The sequence below is a fragment of the Acidimangrovimonas sediminis genome, from assembly GCF_002871005.1.
Lineage (GTDB): Bacteria > Pseudomonadota > Alphaproteobacteria > Rhodobacterales > Rhodobacteraceae > Acidimangrovimonas > Acidimangrovimonas sediminis.
This window is the reverse complement of record NZ_PHSN01000008.1, coordinates 69,931-86,435: the sequence shown is the minus strand read 5'-3', so window position 1 is coordinate 86,435 and position 16,505 is coordinate 69,931. Positions and strand designations below refer to the sequence as shown.

The 16,505-nt window shown below is 68.9% G+C and carries 18 protein-coding genes; 12 read left to right on the top strand and 6 right to left on the bottom strand.

The features are described 5' to 3' along the window. Positions 1 to 741, top strand: a complete 741-nt coding sequence (locus CVV76_RS09480) for an endonuclease/exonuclease/phosphatase family protein (protein ID WP_102224404.1) — start codon at positions 1 to 3, stop codon at positions 739 to 741. A 192-nt stretch (positions 742 to 933) separates the two neighbouring features. Here the strand turns inward: CVV76_RS09480 and CVV76_RS09475 are convergent, their stop codons facing one another. Continuing rightward, positions 934 to 1,182: an accessory factor UbiK family protein gene (locus CVV76_RS09475; protein WP_102224403.1), complete on the bottom strand. Its 249-nt coding sequence runs from the start codon at positions 1,180 to 1,182 to the stop codon at positions 934 to 936. Positions 1,183 to 1,288: 106 nt separating this feature from the next. Here CVV76_RS09475 and lgt point away from each other — a divergent pair, with 106 nt between their 5' ends. The 4 genes from lgt to CVV76_RS24950 all read left to right on the top strand — a co-directional run bounded on the left by lgt (position 1,289) and on the right by CVV76_RS24950 (position 4,491). After that, positions 1,289 to 2,269 (top strand): prolipoprotein diacylglyceryl transferase, encoded by a 981-nt coding sequence (gene lgt, locus CVV76_RS09470; RefSeq protein WP_102224402.1) that lies wholly within the window; start codon positions 1,289 to 1,291, stop codon positions 2,267 to 2,269. Beyond that, positions 2,266 to 3,387 (top strand): class I SAM-dependent methyltransferase, encoded by a 1,122-nt coding sequence (locus tag CVV76_RS09465; protein WP_233192790.1) that lies wholly within the window; start codon positions 2,266 to 2,268, stop codon positions 3,385 to 3,387. The genes lgt and CVV76_RS09465 overlap by 4 nt, the downstream gene beginning before the upstream one ends. Beyond that, the gene (pgeF, locus tag CVV76_RS09460; RefSeq protein ID WP_102224401.1) at positions 3,384 to 4,139 is read left to right on the top strand and encodes a peptidoglycan editing factor PgeF; all 756 of its coding nucleotides are present in this window, start codon (positions 3,384 to 3,386) and stop codon (positions 4,137 to 4,139) included. The genes CVV76_RS09465 and pgeF overlap by 4 nt, the downstream gene beginning before the upstream one ends. Before the next feature lie 193 nt (positions 4,140 to 4,332). Beyond that, the gene (locus CVV76_RS24950; protein ID WP_158243124.1) at positions 4,333 to 4,491 is read left to right on the top strand and encodes a hypothetical protein; all 159 of its coding nucleotides are present in this window, start codon (positions 4,333 to 4,335) and stop codon (positions 4,489 to 4,491) included. Between the two features lie 560 nt (positions 4,492 to 5,051). Here CVV76_RS24950 and CVV76_RS09455 read toward each other — a convergent pair. Beyond that, the gene (locus tag CVV76_RS09455; RefSeq protein WP_102224400.1) at positions 5,052 to 5,552 is read right to left on the bottom strand and encodes an Lrp/AsnC family transcriptional regulator; all 501 of its coding nucleotides are present in this window, start codon (positions 5,550 to 5,552) and stop codon (positions 5,052 to 5,054) included. A gap of 221 nt (positions 5,553 to 5,773) precedes the next feature. Between CVV76_RS09455 and trxB the strand changes: the two genes are divergently transcribed. From trxB to CVV76_RS09440, 3 genes are all read left to right on the top strand, one after another. Then, on the top strand, positions 5,774 to 6,718 hold the full coding sequence (gene trxB / locus CVV76_RS09450; RefSeq protein ID WP_102224399.1) for a thioredoxin-disulfide reductase: 945 nt from the start codon (positions 5,774 to 5,776) through the stop codon (positions 6,716 to 6,718). A gap of 355 nt (positions 6,719 to 7,073) precedes the next feature. Next, complete coding sequence (locus CVV76_RS09445; RefSeq protein ID WP_102224398.1) at positions 7,074 to 8,780, top strand: bifunctional sulfate adenylyltransferase/adenylylsulfate kinase; 1,707 nt, start codon at positions 7,074 to 7,076, stop codon at positions 8,778 to 8,780. Positions 8,781 to 8,829: 49 nt separating this feature from the next. Next, complete coding sequence (locus tag CVV76_RS09440; RefSeq protein WP_102224397.1) at positions 8,830 to 9,654, top strand: hypothetical protein; 825 nt, start codon at positions 8,830 to 8,832, stop codon at positions 9,652 to 9,654. A gap of 181 nt (positions 9,655 to 9,835) precedes the next feature. Here CVV76_RS09440 and CVV76_RS09435 read toward each other — a convergent pair whose 3' ends face one another. Beyond that, positions 9,836 to 10,066, bottom strand: a complete 231-nt coding sequence (locus tag CVV76_RS09435; protein ID WP_102224396.1) for a DUF1150 family protein — start codon at positions 10,064 to 10,066, stop codon at positions 9,836 to 9,838. A gap of 69 nt (positions 10,067 to 10,135) precedes the next feature. Beyond that, positions 10,136 to 10,549 carry an Hsp20 family protein gene (locus tag CVV76_RS09430; protein ID WP_102224395.1) on the bottom strand — a complete coding sequence of 138 codons (414 nt, stop codon included), beginning with the start codon at positions 10,547 to 10,549 and terminating at the stop codon, positions 10,136 to 10,138. Between the two features lie 266 nt (positions 10,550 to 10,815). On the opposite strand from CVV76_RS09430, the gene CVV76_RS09425 reads away from it, so the two are divergent. The 4 genes from CVV76_RS09425 (at position 10,816) to CVV76_RS09410 (ending at position 13,535) form a co-directional block, all read left to right on the top strand. Further along, the gene (locus CVV76_RS09425) at positions 10,816 to 11,034 is read left to right on the top strand and encodes a YdcH family protein (protein WP_102224394.1); all 219 of its coding nucleotides are present in this window, start codon (positions 10,816 to 10,818) and stop codon (positions 11,032 to 11,034) included. A 216-nt stretch (positions 11,035 to 11,250) separates the two neighbouring features. After that, positions 11,251 to 11,739 (top strand): 5-(carboxyamino)imidazole ribonucleotide mutase, encoded by a 489-nt coding sequence (purE, locus tag CVV76_RS09420; protein ID WP_102224393.1) that lies wholly within the window; start codon positions 11,251 to 11,253, stop codon positions 11,737 to 11,739. Further along, positions 11,732 to 12,820 (top strand): 5-(carboxyamino)imidazole ribonucleotide synthase, encoded by a 1,089-nt coding sequence (locus tag CVV76_RS09415; RefSeq protein ID WP_102224392.1) that lies wholly within the window; start codon positions 11,732 to 11,734, stop codon positions 12,818 to 12,820. The genes purE and CVV76_RS09415 overlap by 8 nt, the downstream gene beginning before the upstream one ends. Positions 12,821 to 13,028: 208 nt before the next feature. Beyond that, positions 13,029 to 13,535 (top strand): hypothetical protein, encoded by a 507-nt coding sequence (locus CVV76_RS09410; RefSeq protein WP_102224391.1) that lies wholly within the window; start codon positions 13,029 to 13,031, stop codon positions 13,533 to 13,535. Between the two features lie 202 nt (positions 13,536 to 13,737). Here the strand turns inward: CVV76_RS09410 and CVV76_RS09405 are convergent, their stop codons facing one another. Together CVV76_RS09405 and CVV76_RS09400 are read right to left on the bottom strand one after the other, a co-directional pair. Next, positions 13,738 to 15,867 carry a hydantoinase/oxoprolinase N-terminal domain-containing protein gene (locus tag CVV76_RS09405; RefSeq protein WP_102224390.1) on the bottom strand — a complete coding sequence of 710 codons (2,130 nt, stop codon included), beginning with the start codon at positions 15,865 to 15,867 and terminating at the stop codon, positions 13,738 to 13,740. Between the two features lie 4 nt (positions 15,868 to 15,871). Then, positions 15,872 to 16,504 (bottom strand): glutathione S-transferase family protein, encoded by a 633-nt coding sequence (locus CVV76_RS09400; RefSeq protein WP_102224389.1) that lies wholly within the window; start codon positions 16,502 to 16,504, stop codon positions 15,872 to 15,874. Position 16,505 lies beyond the last annotated feature (1 nt).

Sequence of the window (16,505 nt, the reverse complement as noted above, 5' to 3'; positions counted from 1 at the left end):
ATGCATCGCGACGCGCCGGGAGAGCGCCTGAGGATCGCCTCGTACAACATCCGCAAGTGCATGGGCACCGACCGGCGCCGCAGCCCCGAACGGGTGCTGCGGGTGATCGCCGACACCGATGCAGAGATCACCGTGCTGCAGGAGGCCGACCGCCGCCTCGGCCCCCGCCCCGCGGCACTGCCGCGCCGGGCGATCGTGGAACACACCGCCTACCAGCCGCTCCCGGTGGCCCGCAACGAGGTCAGCCTCGGGTGGCACGGCAACGCGATCCTCGTGAAGCCCTGGATCGAACTGGAGGAGGTCCATCACATCGACCTGCCCTCGTTCGAGCCCCGCGGCGCCGTCGCCGCCGACCTCAGGCGCGACGGGCGGATGCTGCGGGTGATCGGCGTGCATCTGGGCCTTCTGGGCAACGACCGGCTGCGCCAGCTGGGCGCAATCTCGGACTGGATCGCGCGCCAGCCGAACCTGCCCACGCTGATTCTCGGCGATTTCAACGAATGGTCGCCGCGCGCCAGCTTTCCGCCGCTCGGGCCCGACTTCCGGGTGCTCGCCCCCGGGCCCAGCTACCACGCCCGCTTTCGCCTCGCCCCGCTCGACCGCATCGCGCATGACCGCGGCTGGCAGGCCGGCCCCACGGGTCTCACCGACCATGGAGAGGCCACCCGCGCCTCGGACCACCTGCCGATCTGGGCGGAAATGGCCCTCGCCGACCGCCCGGTGGTGCACCCCGTGGCCTGACACCGCCGGCCGGGCCACCCTGCGAAAACGGCCCAGCCCGGTCAGCCCCGGTCAGGCCCCGATCCGACTTCATCCTGGCAGAAATACTCCGACGGGGGCAGCCCCCCGAAACCAAAGCCTTGCGCGCACCCGGGGCGCGCTCCGCTGGATCAGGCCTGACGACCGGAGGGCGCCGCCGCCCGGGCCCGGGTTTCAGCCCTTCTGCGCCGCTTCCAGCGCGTCTAGGCGCGCCTTCAGCGCCATGTTTTCCTCGCGCGCCTTCTGGGCCATGGCGCGAACTGCGTCGAATTCCTCGCGGGTGACGAAATCGCGATCGGCAAGCCAGCGGTCGACCAGCCCCTTCATCGCGGTCTCGGCCTCGGTCTTAGCGCCCTGGGCCACACCCATGGCGTTCGTCATCAGCTGCGAAAAATCGTCGAGAATCTTGTTGCGGGTCTGCATGGCGCGCCTCCGGATAACGTGACCTTCCATATGGCCCCCACGCGCCGGAATCTCAAGGTTGACTTCACCCCGCAATCCGGGACAACCAAGCCCCGACGGAGGTGCCATGCAGCATTACATCCCCTTCCCAGATATCTCCCCCGACATCTTCACCCTCCACCTCTTCGGCGCGACCTTCTCGCTGCGCTGGTACGCGGTGGCCTATATCGTCGGCCTCATCACCGGCTGGCGCATCGTCGTGGCGCTGGTGAAGCGCGCGCATCTGTGGCCCGGCGGCACCGCCCCCATGTCCCCCCGGCAGGTCGAGGACCTGCTGACCTGGGTCATCCTCGGCGTGGTTCTGGGCGGGCGGATCGGCTTCGTGCTGTTCTACGAACCCGCCTATTACTTTTCCCACCCGTGGGAAATCCCGCAGGTCTGGAACGGCGGCATGTCGTTCCACGGAGGTTTCCTCGGCGTCATGATCGCCGGGCTCATCTACACCTGGCGGCAGGGCATCCCGTTCTTCCAGGTCGCCGATGCCATGGCCGTGGCCACCCCACCGGGGCTGATGTTCGGCCGCATCGCGAACTTCATCAACGATGAGCTCTGGGGCCTGCCCAGCCACGTGCCCTGGGCCGTGGCCTTCCCCGGGCCGGAGGCGTCGAATTGCGGCCCGGGCTGGGTCGGCGTCTGCACCCGCCACCCCTCGCAACTCTACGAGGCGGGGATGGAGGGGATCCTGCTCGGCTCTCTCCTGCTCTATCTCGCCTGGCGCACCGGCGCACTGAAGCGCACCGGGCGGGTGCTCGGGGTATTCCTGATCGGCTACGGCCTTGCCCGCTTCACGGTGGAGTTCTTCCGCCAGGCCGACCCCGAGTTCATGACCCCCTCCGACCCGATGGGCAACGTGATCCGGTTCGGCCACGGCCTGGGCGGGTTCTCCATGGGGCAGGTGCTGTCGCTGCCGATGATCCTGATCGGCCTCGGCTTCCTGTGGTGGAGCTTCCGGCGACGGCCCGAGTCAGGGCCCGAGACGCGGCCCGAAACTGCGCCCCCGGCCGCCGCTTCCGCCCCTCCGCCCCCTGACGGCAAAGACCGGACGTGACCCCGCTCGGCGATCTCCTCGCCCGGCGGATCCGCGCCGGCGGGCCGATCACGGTGGCCGAGTACATGGCCGCCTGCCTGCTCCACCCCGAGCATGGCTATTACACCACGCGCGAACCCTTCGGGCAGCGGGGCGATTTCATCACCGCGCCCGAGATTTCCCAGATGTTCGGCGAACTTGCGGGCCTCGCGCTGGCGCAGACATGGCTCGACCACGGCGCGCCGGCCGCTTTCGCGCTGGCCGAGCTGGGCCCCGGGCGGGGCACGCTGATGGCCGATATCCTGCGCGCCACGCGGGGCGTGCCGGGGTTCCACGCGGCGATGAAGCTACACCTGGTCGAGGCCTCGCCCCGGCTGCGCGCCGTCCAGGCGAAGGCGCTGGCGGGTCAGGCGCCTACCTGGCATGACGGGGTCGAGACCCTGCCCGACCTGCCGCTCTACCTGATCGCCAACGAATTCTTCGACGCCCTGCCGATCCGCCAGTTCCTGCGGGCGGGCCGCGCCTGGCGCGAGCGTCTGGTCGGGCTGGAAGACGGCGAATCCGGGGGTGTTGCGCTGACCTTCGGCCTCTCCGCCCCGGTGGCGCCCCCGGCACTTGCCCATCGCCTCGGCGACACGCGGGAGGGCGAGATGGTCGAGCTTTGCGCCCCCGCAACGGCCGTGATGGAGGTGCTTGCCGCGCGCCTTGCCACCGATGGCGGGGCCGCGCTGATCATCGACTACGGCGACTGGCGGTCGCGCGGCGACACGCTGCAAGCGCTTAGGGCACGCGAAAGTGATCCGCCCCTCGCCCACCCCGGCGAGGCCGACCTGACCGCGCATGTGGATTTCGAGGCGCTCCGCCGGGCCGCCCCCGCCCTGCCCGCCGCAGGCCTGACGGCGCAGGGGGCCTGGCTTGGGCGCCTTGGCATCGCCACCCGGGCCGAGGCCTTGGCCGCGCGGCTGGAGGGGGCCGCCCGCGATACCCACCACGCCGCGACACACCGCTTGACCGCGGCGGAGGAAATGGGAACCCTGTTCAAGGTGCTGGGCCTCTCGGGGCCCGGCCAAACCCTTCCGCCGGGGCTGGATCCGGCGGCCGACAGATCTGACCGGGAAGGCGGCACACAAGGATCATGACGCTCGAGATCATCACCTCTCCCGCGCTCGCCCCGGTCCGCCACGGCTTCTTCACCCGCAAGGGCGGGGCCTCGTCCGGCATCTTCCAGGGGCTGAACTGCGGTCCAGGCTCGTCCGACCTCGCCTCGGCCGTGACCATCAACCGGGCCCGCGTGGCCGAGGCGATGGGGGCCGCCCCCGATGCGCTGGTGACCATCGACCAGGTGCATTCGCCCGACGTCGTGACACTGACCGAGGCGCGACAGGACCGGCCCACCGCCGATGCCATGGTCACCGCCACGCCGGGCATCTTGCTGGGCATCCTGACCGCCGATTGCCAGCCCGTGCTGTTCGCCGACGCGCAGGCCGGGGTGGTCGGCGCGGCCCATGCCGGATGGCGCGGGGCGCAGGCGGGCGTGCTGGAGGCGACACTCGACGCCATGGAATCGCTCGGGGCGCGACGGTCGGACATCACCGCGGTGATCGGCCCCTCGATCAGCCAGCAGGCCTACGAGGTGGGCCCCGAGTTCTTCGAGAGCTTTCTCGACGAAGACCCCGACAACAGCCGATTCTTCGCGGGGGGCGATGGCGACCGCGTGCAGTTCGACCTTCCCGCTTACGGTCTGCACCGGCTGCGCAGCGCGGGTGTCGGCGCGGCGGAATGGACCCGGCACTGCACCTATTCCGATCCCGACCGGTTCTATTCCTTCCGCCGCACCACCCACCGCGGCGAGGCCGATTACGGCCGGCTGATCTCGACCATCCGTCTCTGACCGCCGGCTTCGGCCGTTGCGCCAACGGGAACAATTTCAAGCCATCCACCATCATCGTCGCCGAAATGCGGCGGAAATGGCCCCGGGCTTTCGCGAAGATACCCGCATCCTGTCACGGCTTTGCCCCATTGCAGGGTCAGTTTCGATCTCAGCGAAACGCAATCTCCCACTGGGGCTGAGGAGGGGAAAAGAGATGAAGACCGAACGCCGCTGGATGAAATGGGTCCTTGAGGAAAGCGCAAAGCCGCAGCCGGCAATGCCGTGGCAGCGCAGCCAGCGCCGCCGCCCCGAAGCACTGCGCACCGCAGAGCGCCCGGCGCCCAAGCCGCTTCAGGTCTTCGCGGCCGAGTGAGCGGCCCGCACTGGCGGCGCCCAAACGATCTTTCCGAAGGCCGGGCAAGCGCCCGGCCTATCGCATTTGTCCCGGGGCATGCCGCCGGAGGAGACCGGGCCTGACCGATCAGTGGACACGCGGGACGCGAATCACGGGTTGCAGGCCGAGCGCCGGGTCAGGGGTTCCCCGGAAAGCCTGGGGCGAACCGCGCCGCGCCAAGTTCGCCCCTTTTGTCCGAACTCGGTTAAGATTGCGTCAAGTTGATCCCGCTTCGGCCCCACCCGGGAAACAATTCCGGCAGACCCCGATGATTGCGGCTTATTGCGCATAAATACTGGAAATATTTTGACAAAAATTGGAACACCGTCCATGTTTGGGGAACATCGGTTGAAGACCGAATGAGCTTGGTCCCACAGCGCGCCCGGGAAAGTTCGCAGCAAGCGGATGGACCCCCGTCGCTCCTCTGGCGACGGACGGGCGGCCGGGGAGACCTTCTCTCTCCATACTAGATGATACGTGCAAGCGGCGGCGCCCTGCGCAACCCGAAGCTGCAGCCGCCCGCGCCGCGGGCAGAGGCCTCAGGCCGTACGGCTCAGCCGCGCTTCGAGCACGTCGAAGGGCACGCCCGGTTCGTCCTTGGCGCAGCGGATCACCAAGCTTGTCTTCACCGATGCCACGTTGGCCGCCGAGGTAAGCCCCTCGGTCAGGAAGCTCTGGAAGGTCGACAGGTCCGGCGCCACGCATTTCAGGATGAAGTCGATCTCGCCGTTCAGCATGTGGCACTCGCGCACGAGGGGCCAGTCGCGGCACCGCTGCTCGAACGCCGAAAGGTCGACCTCGGCCTGGCTGTGCAGGCGGACCATGGCGAAGACCTGCACCTCGAACCCCAGCTCGCGCGGGTCGATGTCGGCGTGATAGCCGCGGATGTAACCGGCCTCTTCCAGCGTGCGCACCCGGCGCAGGCAGGGCGGGGCCGAGATCCCGACCCGCCGGGCCAGTTCGACGTTGGTCATCCGGCCGTCGGCCTGCAACTCCGCCAGGATCCTGCGGTCGATCGGGTCGAGTTTGGTGCCGGCCATCTGAATTCCTCGTCTCAGCGCGCAGAACTTACGAAATCGCATGCCTGTGCGCAATATTATTTCGCGACTGCGCAAGATTTATTGCGCAAGTCCCGTGGCAATTGTCGGAGCGATGCAGAGCGGGCGATCTGTCGCAGACGCAACCCCGCATCCCGCAGCCCTTCCCGTCGCAGCCATGCCGGCCTATATCGGGGCCTGCGACAAGACGAAAGGGGCAGATCATGGTCGAGACACGACATAGCAAGGTTCTGATCATCGGCTCGGGGCCGGCGGGCTATACCGCGGCGGTCTACGCCTCGCGCGCGATGCTGGAGCCGGTCGTCGTGCAGGGCATTCAGCCGGGTGGCCAGCTGACCATCACCACCGAGGTCGAGAACTGGCCCGGCGACACCGAGGTGCAGGGCCCCGACTTGATGGTGCGGATGGAGGCCCACGCCAAGGCGATGGGCGCCGAGATCATCAACGACCACATCTCGCGCCTCGACCTGTCGAAGCGGCCCTTCGTGGCCGAGGGCGGCATGACCACCTTCACAGCCGACGCGGTGATCCTTGCCACCGGGGCGCAGGCGAAATGGCTCGGCCTGCCGTCGGAAGAGAAGTTCAAGGGATTCGGCGTGTCGGCCTGCGCCACGTGTGACGGGTTCTTCTACCGCGGCAAGGAAGTGGTGGTGATCGGCGGCGGCAACACGGCGGTCGAAGAGGCGCTGTTCCTGACCAACTTCGCCTCCAAGGTAACGGTGATCCACCGCCGCGACAGCTTCCGCGCCGAGAAGATCCTGCAGGATCGGCTGTTCAAGAACCCCAAGGTCGAGGTGGTCTGGAACCACACGGTCGAAGAGATCCTGGGAGAAGAGCCCAAGGGCGTCACCGGCGTGCGGCTGAAGTCGACGGCGGACGGTGCCGAGAAGACCCTGCCCTGCGACGGCTTCTTCGTGGCGATCGGCCATTCGCCGGCCTCGGAGCTGGTCAAGGATCAGCTGCAACTCAAGGACGGCGCCTATGTATGGGTCGAACCGGGCAGCACGCGCACCTCGATCGACGGGGTGTTCGCGGCGGGCGACCTGACCGACCACACCTACCGCCAGGCGGTCACCTCGGCCGGCATGGGCTGCATGGCCGCCCTCGATGCCGAGCGGTGGCTGGCCGAGCAGGGGATGGCTGAGTAATCGGGCACGAGGTCCCGCCGGATGCACCCGGATGCGCCCTGCGGGACCACCATTTCACGCCCCCTGCCCCACCATTTCACGCCCGCTGCCCCACCATTTCGCACCCACTGCCCCACCCAGAGGGAATGCCATTCCACGACGCGGGCCACGACCGAACAACGCGGCCTCCGACCCCCGGTCCACCAGAACCCTGTTCGCTCACTGCGCAGGAGTGCAGCAGGTTCGGTCTTTTCCCGCCGAAAGCGCCCGAAAGTCTTGAATCCGCCTCATTCGCGGGGCTATCCCCAGCCAAACGCGCTCTTTCGCCCAGGTGGCACATCGGCGCAGCCCGACGCCCTTATCGCAAGGAATTCAGATGCAGCTTCCCAACCTCGCCCCGATCCCGGAACTCTATGTGTCCTATGAGTCGGCCCAGAAACTGAAGGTCGAGGCGGGCGAGCTGCCGTCCTGGGATCTGACCCCGCGGCAGGTCTGTGACCTGGAGCTCCTGATGAACGGCGGATTCTACCCGCTCAAGGGCTTCATGACCGAGGCAGATTACGACGGCGTCCTCAAGGACATGCGGATGAGCGACGGCGCGCTCTTCCCGATGCCGATCACCCTCGACGTGGGCGAGAAGTTCGCCGAAGGGATCGAGCCGGGTCAGGACATCGCGCTGCGCGACGCCGAGGGCGTGATCCTCGCCATCCTGTCGGTCACCGACAAGTGGGTGCCGAACAAGGCGAAAGAGGCCGAGGCGGTGTTCGGCGCCGACGACCTGGCGCACCCGGCGGTGAACTATCTGCACAACACGGCCGGCAACGTCTATCTGGGCGGCCCGGTCACCGGGATCCAGCAGCCGGTGCATTACGACTTCAAGGGTCGCCGCGACACGCCGAACGAGCTGCGCGCCTATTTCCGCAAGATGGGCTGGCGCCGTGTCGTGGCCTTCCAGACCCGCAATCCGCTGCACCGCGCCCACCAGGAGCTGACGTTCCGCGCCGCGCGCGAGGCGCAGGCGAACCTGCTCATCCACCCGGTCGTGGGTATGACCAAGCCGGGCGACGTGGACCACTTCACCCGCGTGCGCTGCTACGAGGCGGTGCTGGACAAGTACCCGCAGGCAACCACGACGATGAGCCTGCTGAACCTTGCCATGCGCATGGCCGGCCCGCGCGAGGCGCTGTGGCACGCGATCATCCGCAAGAACCACGGCTGTACCCATTTCATCGTTGGCCGCGACCACGCCGGCCCGGGCAAGAACTCGGCGGGCGAGGATTTCTACGGCCCCTACGACGCGCAGGAAATGGTGCGCAAGCACCAGGAGGAGGTCGGCATCGAGATGGTCGACTTCAAGCACATGGTCTACGTGCAGGAACGCGCCCAGTATGAACCGGCCGACGAGATCGAGGACGGCGTGACCGTGCTGAACATCTCCGGCACCGAACTGCGCCGCCGCCTGCGCGAAGGGCTGGAGATCCCGGAATGGTTCTCGTTCCCCGAGGTGGTGACGGAACTGCGCCGCACTTCGCCCGCGCGCTCGAAGCAGGGCTTCACCGTGTTCTTCACGGGCTTCTCCGGCTCGGGCAAGTCCACGATCGCCAACGCGCTCATGGTCAAGCTGATGGAGATGGGCGGCCGTCCGGTCACGCTTCTGGACGGTGACGTGGTGCGCAAGAACCTGTCGTCGGAGCTGGGCTTTTCCAAGGAGCACCGCGACCTGAACATCCGCCGCATCGGCTATGTCGCGAGCGAGATCACCAAGAACGGCGGTATCGCCATCTGCGCCCCGATCGCGCCCTACACCGCCACCCGCCGCGCCGTGCGCGAGGACATCGAGCAATACGGTGCCTTCGTCGAGGTCCACGTGGCCACCGCGCTGGAGGAATGCGAACGGCGTGACCGCAAGGGTCTCTACAAGCTGGCGCGCGAGGGCAAGATCAAGGAATTCACCGGCATCTCCGACCCCTACGAGGCGCCCGAGAACCCCGAGCTGCGCGTCGAAACCGAGAATGTCGAGGTCGACAACTGCGCGCACCAGGTGCTACTGAAGCTCGAGTCGATGGGTCTCATCCGCGGCTGACGACAATGCCTGCCCAGGCGGCCGGCAGCATGCGCCTGGGAGGAGGCCGGTGAGACTAGCGACATTCTGGCGCACCGGCCCCCTGCGCAACATCGAAACCCTGTGCCTCGCCTCCTGGGTCGAGGCCGGGGCGGAGGTCGACCTCTACAGTTTCGGCCCGGTGACCGGCGTGCCCGAAGGGGTGCGCCTGCTGCCGGCCTCCGACGTTCTGTCGGAAAGCTACATGGAGCTTCTGGTGCCGCTCAGGCACCCCGACCGCGAGGTCTGGCAGCCCATGGTCAATTACTCCGACCTGTTTCGCATGAAGCTGATGGAACAGGGCCGCGGCATGTGGCTTGACGGTGACGTGCTGCTGTTCCGACCGTTCGAGATCGACACCTCGAAGCCGTTCTTCGCCTGGGAAGACAGCCACCGCATCGGCAGCCCGGTGTTCTACCTGCCGCCGGACAACCCGATGATCGCCGATTACAACCGGCTCTATGACAGCCCGACGCTGATGCCGCACTGGCTGGGGTGGAAGCGTGGCGTGTTCAAGCCGCTGATATACCGCCTCACCGGGCAGCGTTTCACCCCGCCCGACCTTGGCATCACGATCTACGGCAACGACGCCTTCACCCGGCTGGCGACCAAGCACGGCCAGCTTGGCCATGCGATCGGCACTCGCGCCTTCTATGCCTGGAACGGCAAGGAGACAGCACAGTTCTACAAGCCCGGTCCGGTGGAGGCGCTGGAAGAGGACCCCGGGGTGATCGGCCTGCACGTCCATTACAAGGGCGCGCCGAACACCCGCCCGCCGGAAAGCAGCCTCTACGCCCGGATGGTGAAACGCCTCGGCCATCGCCTGCCACCGATGAACTGGATCGAGCCGGACTGACCGCGCCAGCGCGGCCTTCGCCGAACCTAGCCCCGATCCCTGCCATGGCCCGACCCCCGCCTTGGCCAGAACGGCACCCGGCACCGAAATGTCCGAAAACGACAAAGGCCCCGTCCGGGCGGATGGGGCCTTTGGGTGCCGCCCACGCCCCCCGAGAGGGGCGCGGCGTCATGGGTGCCGGTCAGTGCACGTTGACCGGCGTCATGTCGTTCTGCCGGGCCAGCGCGAAGGCCAGCCTGCGGTCGCGCACCAGCGCGATACGTTCGCCGTCCGCGCCATGTACGGCGTAGAGCGTGTCAAGCCCGTCCGCCTGCTCGCGGATCTCGTCCGGCAGGGTGTCAACCGCGACGGGACGCACGTAGACAATCGGGCGTGCGCCCGTCTCGTGTTCGAATTCGTACTGGGTGTTCATCGCGTTCTCCTTGCCCCGATTCCTGTCTCGTTGCTGCCTTTCGCCTTGCCGACCCGGCGGCGGGATACCCTAGCCCCGGGTAATCTCGATCCTCTGAACCCGCGTCTCGGGAACCGACCGGCACAGATCGACATGCAGAAGGCCGTTTTCAAGCGACGCCCCCGACACTTCGACTCCGTCCGCCAACACGAAGCGGCGCTGGAATGCCCGCGCCGCGATGCCGCGATGCAGGTAGATGCGGCCGTCGTCGGCCTCGGACTGCCGGCCGCGGAGGATCAGCTGCCGGTCCTCGATCGTGATCTGAAGCTCGGCCTCGGAAAATCCGGCCACGGCGAGGGTGATGCGGTAGGCGGTCTCGCCCGATTGTTCGATATTGAAGGGCGGATAACCCTCGGTTCCTGCCTTTGCGCTACGCTCGACCAGCTGGTCGAGCCGCTCGAACCCCAGCAGGAACGGGTGCGAGGCGAAGCTCAGTTTCGTCATCGGCGTATGTCCTTCACGCAAAGCGACATGTGCCGGGCCCCTGATCCGGGCGCCCGTACACAAGATATGGGCGCGCCCCACCCCCGCTGCAAGGGCAGCCGCCGGGGCGCGCCGGGAGAGGCCGCCGGCGGATTGCACCGCACCCGCCGCCCCCGGCGAGCGCCTGCCCCGCACCTGCCCCGCGGCCGAGATGCCGGAATACTGCCACGGCGGCGGGTATTTTCTGTATCCTGAGCCGAGAATCACATGTCACGCGACGGCCGGAGATGAACGCGTCAAGCAAACTGGAAAATCTGGAGGTCCTGCGGATCGAACTGGGCGTGCTTCGGCGCGAACACCGCGACCTCGACGAAGCCATCCACGCGATGGAAACCGCGGGCCGGAGCGACCAGCTGACCCTGCGGCGGCTGAAAAAGCAGAAACTGGCGCTGAAGGACCGTATCGCCCGGCTGGAAGACCAGATCACCCCCGACATCATCGCCTGACCTCCATCATCGCCTGACCTCCCTCCCGCTCCGCGCCCCGGCGGCTGCGCCCACCCACCCGGGGGGCACATTCGCATCGTCGGGCGGAAAAGACGGGGGATGAGCCCGCCCTCCCCGGCGGCCCGGGGGTTTTGCAAAGCCTGCCCGGGGGGTGCTTGCCGCGGGCGGCGTCGTGGGTATAGTGCCCGCTCCAATCACCGGCGCGAGGGGACCGCGATGGCCGAGACAGAGGTGGGCATCATCATGGGCAGCCAGTCAGACTGGCCCACGATGAAGGAGGCGGCAACGATCCTCGACGATCTGGGCGTGCCTTACGAGACGCGCATCGTGTCGGCCCATCGCACGCCGGACCGTCTCTGGTCCTACGGCAAGGAGGCGGCGGGCCGTGGGCTGAAGGTGATCATCGCCGGCGCCGGCGGGGCCGCGCACCTGCCCGGCATGATGGCGTCGAAGACCCGGGTGCCGGTGATCGGCGTGCCGATCCAGACGCGGGCGCTGTCGGGCGTCGACAGCCTCTATTCCATCGTCCAGATGCCCCGGGGCTTTCCGGTCGCGACCATGGCGATCGGCGCGGCGGGGGCGGCCAATGCCGGGCTGATGGCCGCGGCGATCCTGGCCACCACCGACGCCGCGCTGGCCGAACGGCTGGAGGCCTGGCGCGCCGCGCTCTCCGCCTCGATCCCCGAGGAGCCGCAGGATGACTGAGACGGAGGCACCGCTCGCGCCCGGCGCGACGATCGGGATCCTGGGCGGCGGCCAGCTGGGGCGCATGCTGTCGGTCGCGGCGGCCCGTCTGGGCTATCGCACCCATATCTACGAGCCGGGCGCCAACCCGCCCGCCGCCGATGTGGCCCATGCCGTGACCACCGCATCCTACCAGGATGTCCAGGCGCTTGACGCCTTCGCGGCCTCGGTCGACGTCATCACCTACGAGTTCGAGAATGTGCCGACCGCCGCGCTCGACCGGCTCGAGGCGCTCAGACCGATCCGCCCGGGGCGGCGGGCGCTTGCGGTCAGCCAGGACCGGATCGCCGAAAAGGATTTCCTGACCGGGCTGGGGCTGACCACCGCCCCCTATGCCGCGGTGAACGATACCGCCGGGATGGAGGCCGCAGTCGCGACGATCGGCGCGCCCTCGATCCTCAAGACCACGCGGCTGGGCTATGACGGCAAGGGACAGGCACGGCTGACATCGCCCGCCGACGCCGGCGCGGCGCTGGCCGCGATGAACGGCGCGCCGGCGGTGCTTGAGGGCTTCGTCGACTTCTCACACGAGGTCAGCGTGATCGCGGCGCGGGGCGTGACCGGTGAGGTCGCGGCCTACGACCCGGGCGAGAACGTCCACCGCGACGGCATCCTGCACACCACCACGATCCCCGCGCGGCTAAGCCCCTCGCAACGCTCGGACGCGGTGCTGATCGCGGCCCGCATCCTCAACGCGCTGGACTATGTCGGCGTCCTGGGGGTCGAGCTGTTCGTCACGCCGCAGGGCCTTCTGGTCAACGAGATCGCGCCGCGGGTGCACAATTCCGGGCACTGGACTCAGAACGGCTGTGCGGTGGACCAGTTCGAACAGCACATCCGCGCGGTCGCCGGCTGGCCGCTGGGCGACGGGCAGCGCCACGCGGACGTCGTGATGACCAACCTGATCGGCGACGACATCGACGCGGTCCCGCAGCTTGCGAAGGAGCCGCACGTCGCCCTGCACCTCTATGGCAAGGCCGAGGCGCGGCCGGGTCGGAAGATGGGCCATTACAATCGTGTAACAGGCGCAGCCCCCCGCTAAGGCAGCCACAACCGCCTGCCGGGCAAGAATTTTCGGCGAAAATTCATGCCTGGTGCGCGTTCACGCAAGCGTCACGACTCGGTGGAAACCAGCCGACCCGTCTGGCGTTTGCGGAACAGAACTCCCAAGTGAAGCGTCAGTCCGGCAGTACGTCGGGGGCGATGAATCGCCCTCGGTTGAACGCATCCTTTGCGAAGGAGAATGAACAATGAAGACTTTCGCTCTGACATCGAAACGTGTCGCCATCGGGTCTGCCGCGGCGCTGACGCTGGCGCTCGGGACCGCCGCCGTCACCACGCCCGCCCATGCGCAGGGCGGTGACATCACCCGCGGCGTCATCCTCGGCGCCATCGGGGGGGTGGCCCTCGACCAGCTGGCGAACCAGCCGTCGCGGCGCGACTATTATGCCGCGCCCCCGCCGCGCACCGATTACGTCTACGAGCGTCCGGCGCATCGCCGGGTGGTGCGCGAATACGTCTATCATTCGCACGCCGCCTCGCCCGCGCAGCAGGCCTTCGACAGCCAGCCGCACCGGATGCGGGTGTCGATCCAGTACCAGTTGATGCAGCGCGGCCTCTACAATTCCGGTCTCGACGGGGCCTGGGGTCCGGGCACGTCGGACGCGCTCTACAGCTATGCCCGCAACCACCACAAGGAAGGCATGCTGGCCACGGTGAACGGCAGCGATCAGCTGTTCTCCGACCTGCTGGGCTGACACCCGGCGCTAGCCGAACGCCATCGGGGGCGGGAAGGTCGGGCGACCTTTCCGCCCTTTTCTCATGGCCACTGCTCTCATGGCCGCTCCGGTCGGACGGCCGGAGGTCACGGCGCGGGCATCCGCCCCACCCCCGCGCGCCCCGACGCCAGAAACGGGCGGATAAGTGCTCCGGGACCCGCCCCGCCGCCCGCGAGCTCTCTCATCCGGCGATGCGGGGCCGGCCGGAGGCGGTGACGCCCAGCCGTGCCTCGATGAACATCCGCCGACCCTCCACCTCGACCTCCTGGATCTCGCGCGCGGGGCTAAGGCGCAGGTCTTCGGCCCCGGCGGCGCGGGCGCGGGCGGTGGCCTCGGCGCCGGCCGCGGCCTCGGCGGCCTCCAGCGCCGTTTCGCGGTCGCCATAGCTCTCGGCGCCCGAGGGCAGGTGCACGGTAAACCGCCCCTCGACCGGCTGGGTCACCAGCACCTCGGCCCGAACGGCGACCTGCCCCACCACCGCCCCTACCGCATTGGCAACGCCCGCATGCGCCGGCAGGATGATCCGTGTGTTCAGCCGCGCGCCCAGCGGCGGGTAATAGGCGGGCGCCGAGGCCCCCAGCCCCACCACCGGCAGACCCAGCTGCGCCTGCAGCCGCACCACGCCGGCATGCCCGGCAAAGGCGCGGCGAGTGAGGGCATGGCGGGCCAGCGTCTCGGGCGGCACCTCCCAGCCGGGCGTATCCTCGGCAAAGGCGGTCTCGAGCAGGCAATCGACGGTCTGGTCGCCGAGCTGCGCCAGGATCGCCTGGGCGAGTGTGCGGGCATCGGGTGCGATCCGTTCACCCCGCGCGTCGCGTCGCCGGGCCATCAGCCGCAGCCCCTTCTCCGCCGCGCCGGTGTCCCATGCCTCCTGCTTGCCCAGAAGGTGGCTTGCGTCCGAGGGCGTGACCCCGGAAAGCGCAGCCAACCCGAGCTGTACCAGGCGGTTGAGTGCGGCCGCCTCGGGCCGGGTCTTTAGAATCTCGGCCAGCGGCGCGGGCCCGGGCGCGATCCGTTCCCAGAGCGCCACCTCGCGCGCGCTCAGCCCCGGGGGAAGGTTCCGCCCCGTCTGGCCCTGCCCCGTCTGGCCCACCCCAGTAGGCGTCACGAAACGGCCATCGTAGCTTCCCGGCAGGTCCGAGGCGAGGGCGCGGTCCAGCGCGCGATGCACCATCTCCGGCGCCTCGGTGGCCAGCAGCGCGATCGGCACCAGCCGCCGCGGCCCGAGATGCAGCCCGGCCTTCAGCCCGTCGAGCAGGTGCACCTCGCTGTCGCCGCCAAGACCGGTCGTGCGCATCGCCACCGCCTCGACCATGGTGCGCCAGCCGCCGACGCTTGCCCCCAGCGGGTCGATCGCCGGGCGCCCGTCACGCAGGATCGCGACATCCGTCGTCGTGCCGCCGATGTCCGACACCAGCGCGTCGCGCACACCGCTCAGCCAGCGCGCGCCCACGAGGGAGGCCGCGGGACCGGAGAGGATCGTCTCGATCGGCCGTTCGCGCGCGACCCGGGCCGAGATCAGCGCACCGTCGCCGCGCACCACCATCAGTGGCGCTTTGATGCCCGACGCGGCAAGGTGCCCCTCACAGGCGTCGATCAGCCGGGCGATCATGCCGATCAGTCGGGCGTTCAGCATCGCCGTCAGCGCCCGCCGCGGGCCATTGAGGTTGGCCGACAGCTCGTGCGAGCAGGTCACCGGGCAACCGGTCGCGGCGCGGATCAGCGCGGCAGCGGCCAGTTCGTGCGCCGGATTGCGGGTGGCAAAGCTTGCCGCCACCGCGAAGGCGCCCACGCTGTCGCCAAGCGCCGCCAGCGCCGTTTCCAGCGCGGCGAGGTCGAGGGGGGCGACCTCGATGCCCGCATGGCTATGACCGCCGGCCAGGTGCACCACGGGATCGCCCGCAAGTGCCGCGTCGAGACCGCCCCGTGCCAGATCCTCGGGACCGAAGCCGATGAACACAAGCGCGACGCGGCCGCCCTGCCCCTCGACCAGCGCGTTGGTGGCAAGGGTCGTCGAGAGCGAGACGAGCGCGACCTCGGCGGGCAGAACTCCGGCCTGGGCGAGGGCCGCGTCGACGGCCCGGCCGATGCCGAGGGCAAGGTCGGCACGGGTGGTCAGCGACTTCGCCGCGGCGATCACCCGCCCGTCGCACATCCCGTCGGGTTCGGGGGCGATCCCGCGGGCTCCGGGCGGGGCCCCAGGTACTTCCCCGGGCGCAGCCCAGGATGCTGCCCCGGCACCCGCCGCCTCGTCGATCACCACCGCGTCCGTGTAGGTACCGCCGGTGTCGACCCCCAGAAGGACCGCCATGGCGTCAGCGTGCCATGGCGCGCTGGAACGCCGGCCGGGCGCGGATCAGGTCGAGGTAATCGGACAGACGGCGCTGGGTCACCGGGAACTTGGCCCCGAGCGCCCAGACAAGGCAATGGCCGAGCACGATATCCGGCACCGTCATGTCGCGCCCCATCAGGAACGGCCCTTCCGAGAAGCGGTCGACCAGCACCTTTTCGCTGCGCTCGAATTCCCACTTCAGCGTCGCCTTGACCCCGGACTGGCGCAGTTCCTCGGGCAGGACGAAGGAATGCCGCGCCGCCATCCACAACGCCGCGTCGAATTCGTCGAGCAGGAACTGCGTGAGGCTGTCCTGCCGCGCGCGGCCAAGGGTACCCGCCGGGAAGGTGAGCCGGCCGTGCTTGTCGGCGAGGTACTGGATGATCGCGGTGGAATCGGTGATCGGCGTGCCGTTGTCGATCAGCACGGGCACCTTGCCCGCCGGGTTGAACGCCACCACCCCTTCGGAACGCGGCGCGGCGGGGATGTGTTCGTAGCTTTCGCCCAACTCCTCGAGCATCCACAGCACCCGCGCGGCGCGGCTGTTGACGGGGCCGATCACGGTGTAGCCGCGGTGCGCGTCCAGCCGGGTCGGATCGGGGGTTTCAGTGGTCATG

Coding starts and splice junctions, on each gene's coding strand:
- CVV76_RS09480 (WP_102224404.1), top strand. CDS start 1: ATGCATCGCGACGCGCCGGGAGAGCGCCTGAGGATCGCCTCGTACAAC.
- CVV76_RS09475 (WP_102224403.1), bottom strand. CDS start 1,182: ATGCAGACCCGCAACAAGATTCTCGACGATTTTTCGCAGCTGATGACG.
- lgt (WP_102224402.1), top strand. CDS start 1,289: ATGCAGCATTACATCCCCTTCCCAGATATCTCCCCCGACATCTTCACC.
- pgeF (WP_102224401.1), top strand. CDS start 3,384: ATGACGCTCGAGATCATCACCTCTCCCGCGCTCGCCCCGGTCCGCCAC.
- CVV76_RS24950 (WP_158243124.1), top strand. CDS start 4,333: ATGAAGACCGAACGCCGCTGGATGAAATGGGTCCTTGAGGAAAGCGCA.
- CVV76_RS09455 (WP_102224400.1), bottom strand. CDS start 5,552: ATGGCCGGCACCAAACTCGACCCGATCGACCGCAGGATCCTGGCGGAG.
- trxB (WP_102224399.1), top strand. CDS start 5,774: ATGGTCGAGACACGACATAGCAAGGTTCTGATCATCGGCTCGGGGCCG.
- CVV76_RS09445 (WP_102224398.1), top strand. CDS start 7,074: ATGCAGCTTCCCAACCTCGCCCCGATCCCGGAACTCTATGTGTCCTAT.
- CVV76_RS09435 (WP_102224396.1), bottom strand. CDS start 10,066: ATGAACACCCAGTACGAATTCGAACACGAGACGGGCGCACGCCCGATT.
- CVV76_RS09430 (WP_102224395.1), bottom strand. CDS start 10,549: ATGACGAAACTGAGCTTCGCCTCGCACCCGTTCCTGCTGGGGTTCGAG.
- CVV76_RS09425 (WP_102224394.1), top strand. CDS start 10,816: ATGAACGCGTCAAGCAAACTGGAAAATCTGGAGGTCCTGCGGATCGAA.
- purE (WP_102224393.1), top strand. CDS start 11,251: ATGGCCGAGACAGAGGTGGGCATCATCATGGGCAGCCAGTCAGACTGG.
- CVV76_RS09415 (WP_102224392.1), top strand. CDS start 11,732: ATGACTGAGACGGAGGCACCGCTCGCGCCCGGCGCGACGATCGGGATC.
- CVV76_RS09410 (WP_102224391.1), top strand. CDS start 13,029: ATGAAGACTTTCGCTCTGACATCGAAACGTGTCGCCATCGGGTCTGCC.
- CVV76_RS09405 (WP_102224390.1), bottom strand. CDS start 15,867: ATGGCGGTCCTTCTGGGGGTCGACACCGGCGGTACCTACACGGACGCG.
- CVV76_RS09400 (WP_102224389.1), bottom strand. CDS start 16,504: ATGACCACTGAAACCCCCGATCCGACCCGGCTGGACGCGCACCGCGGC.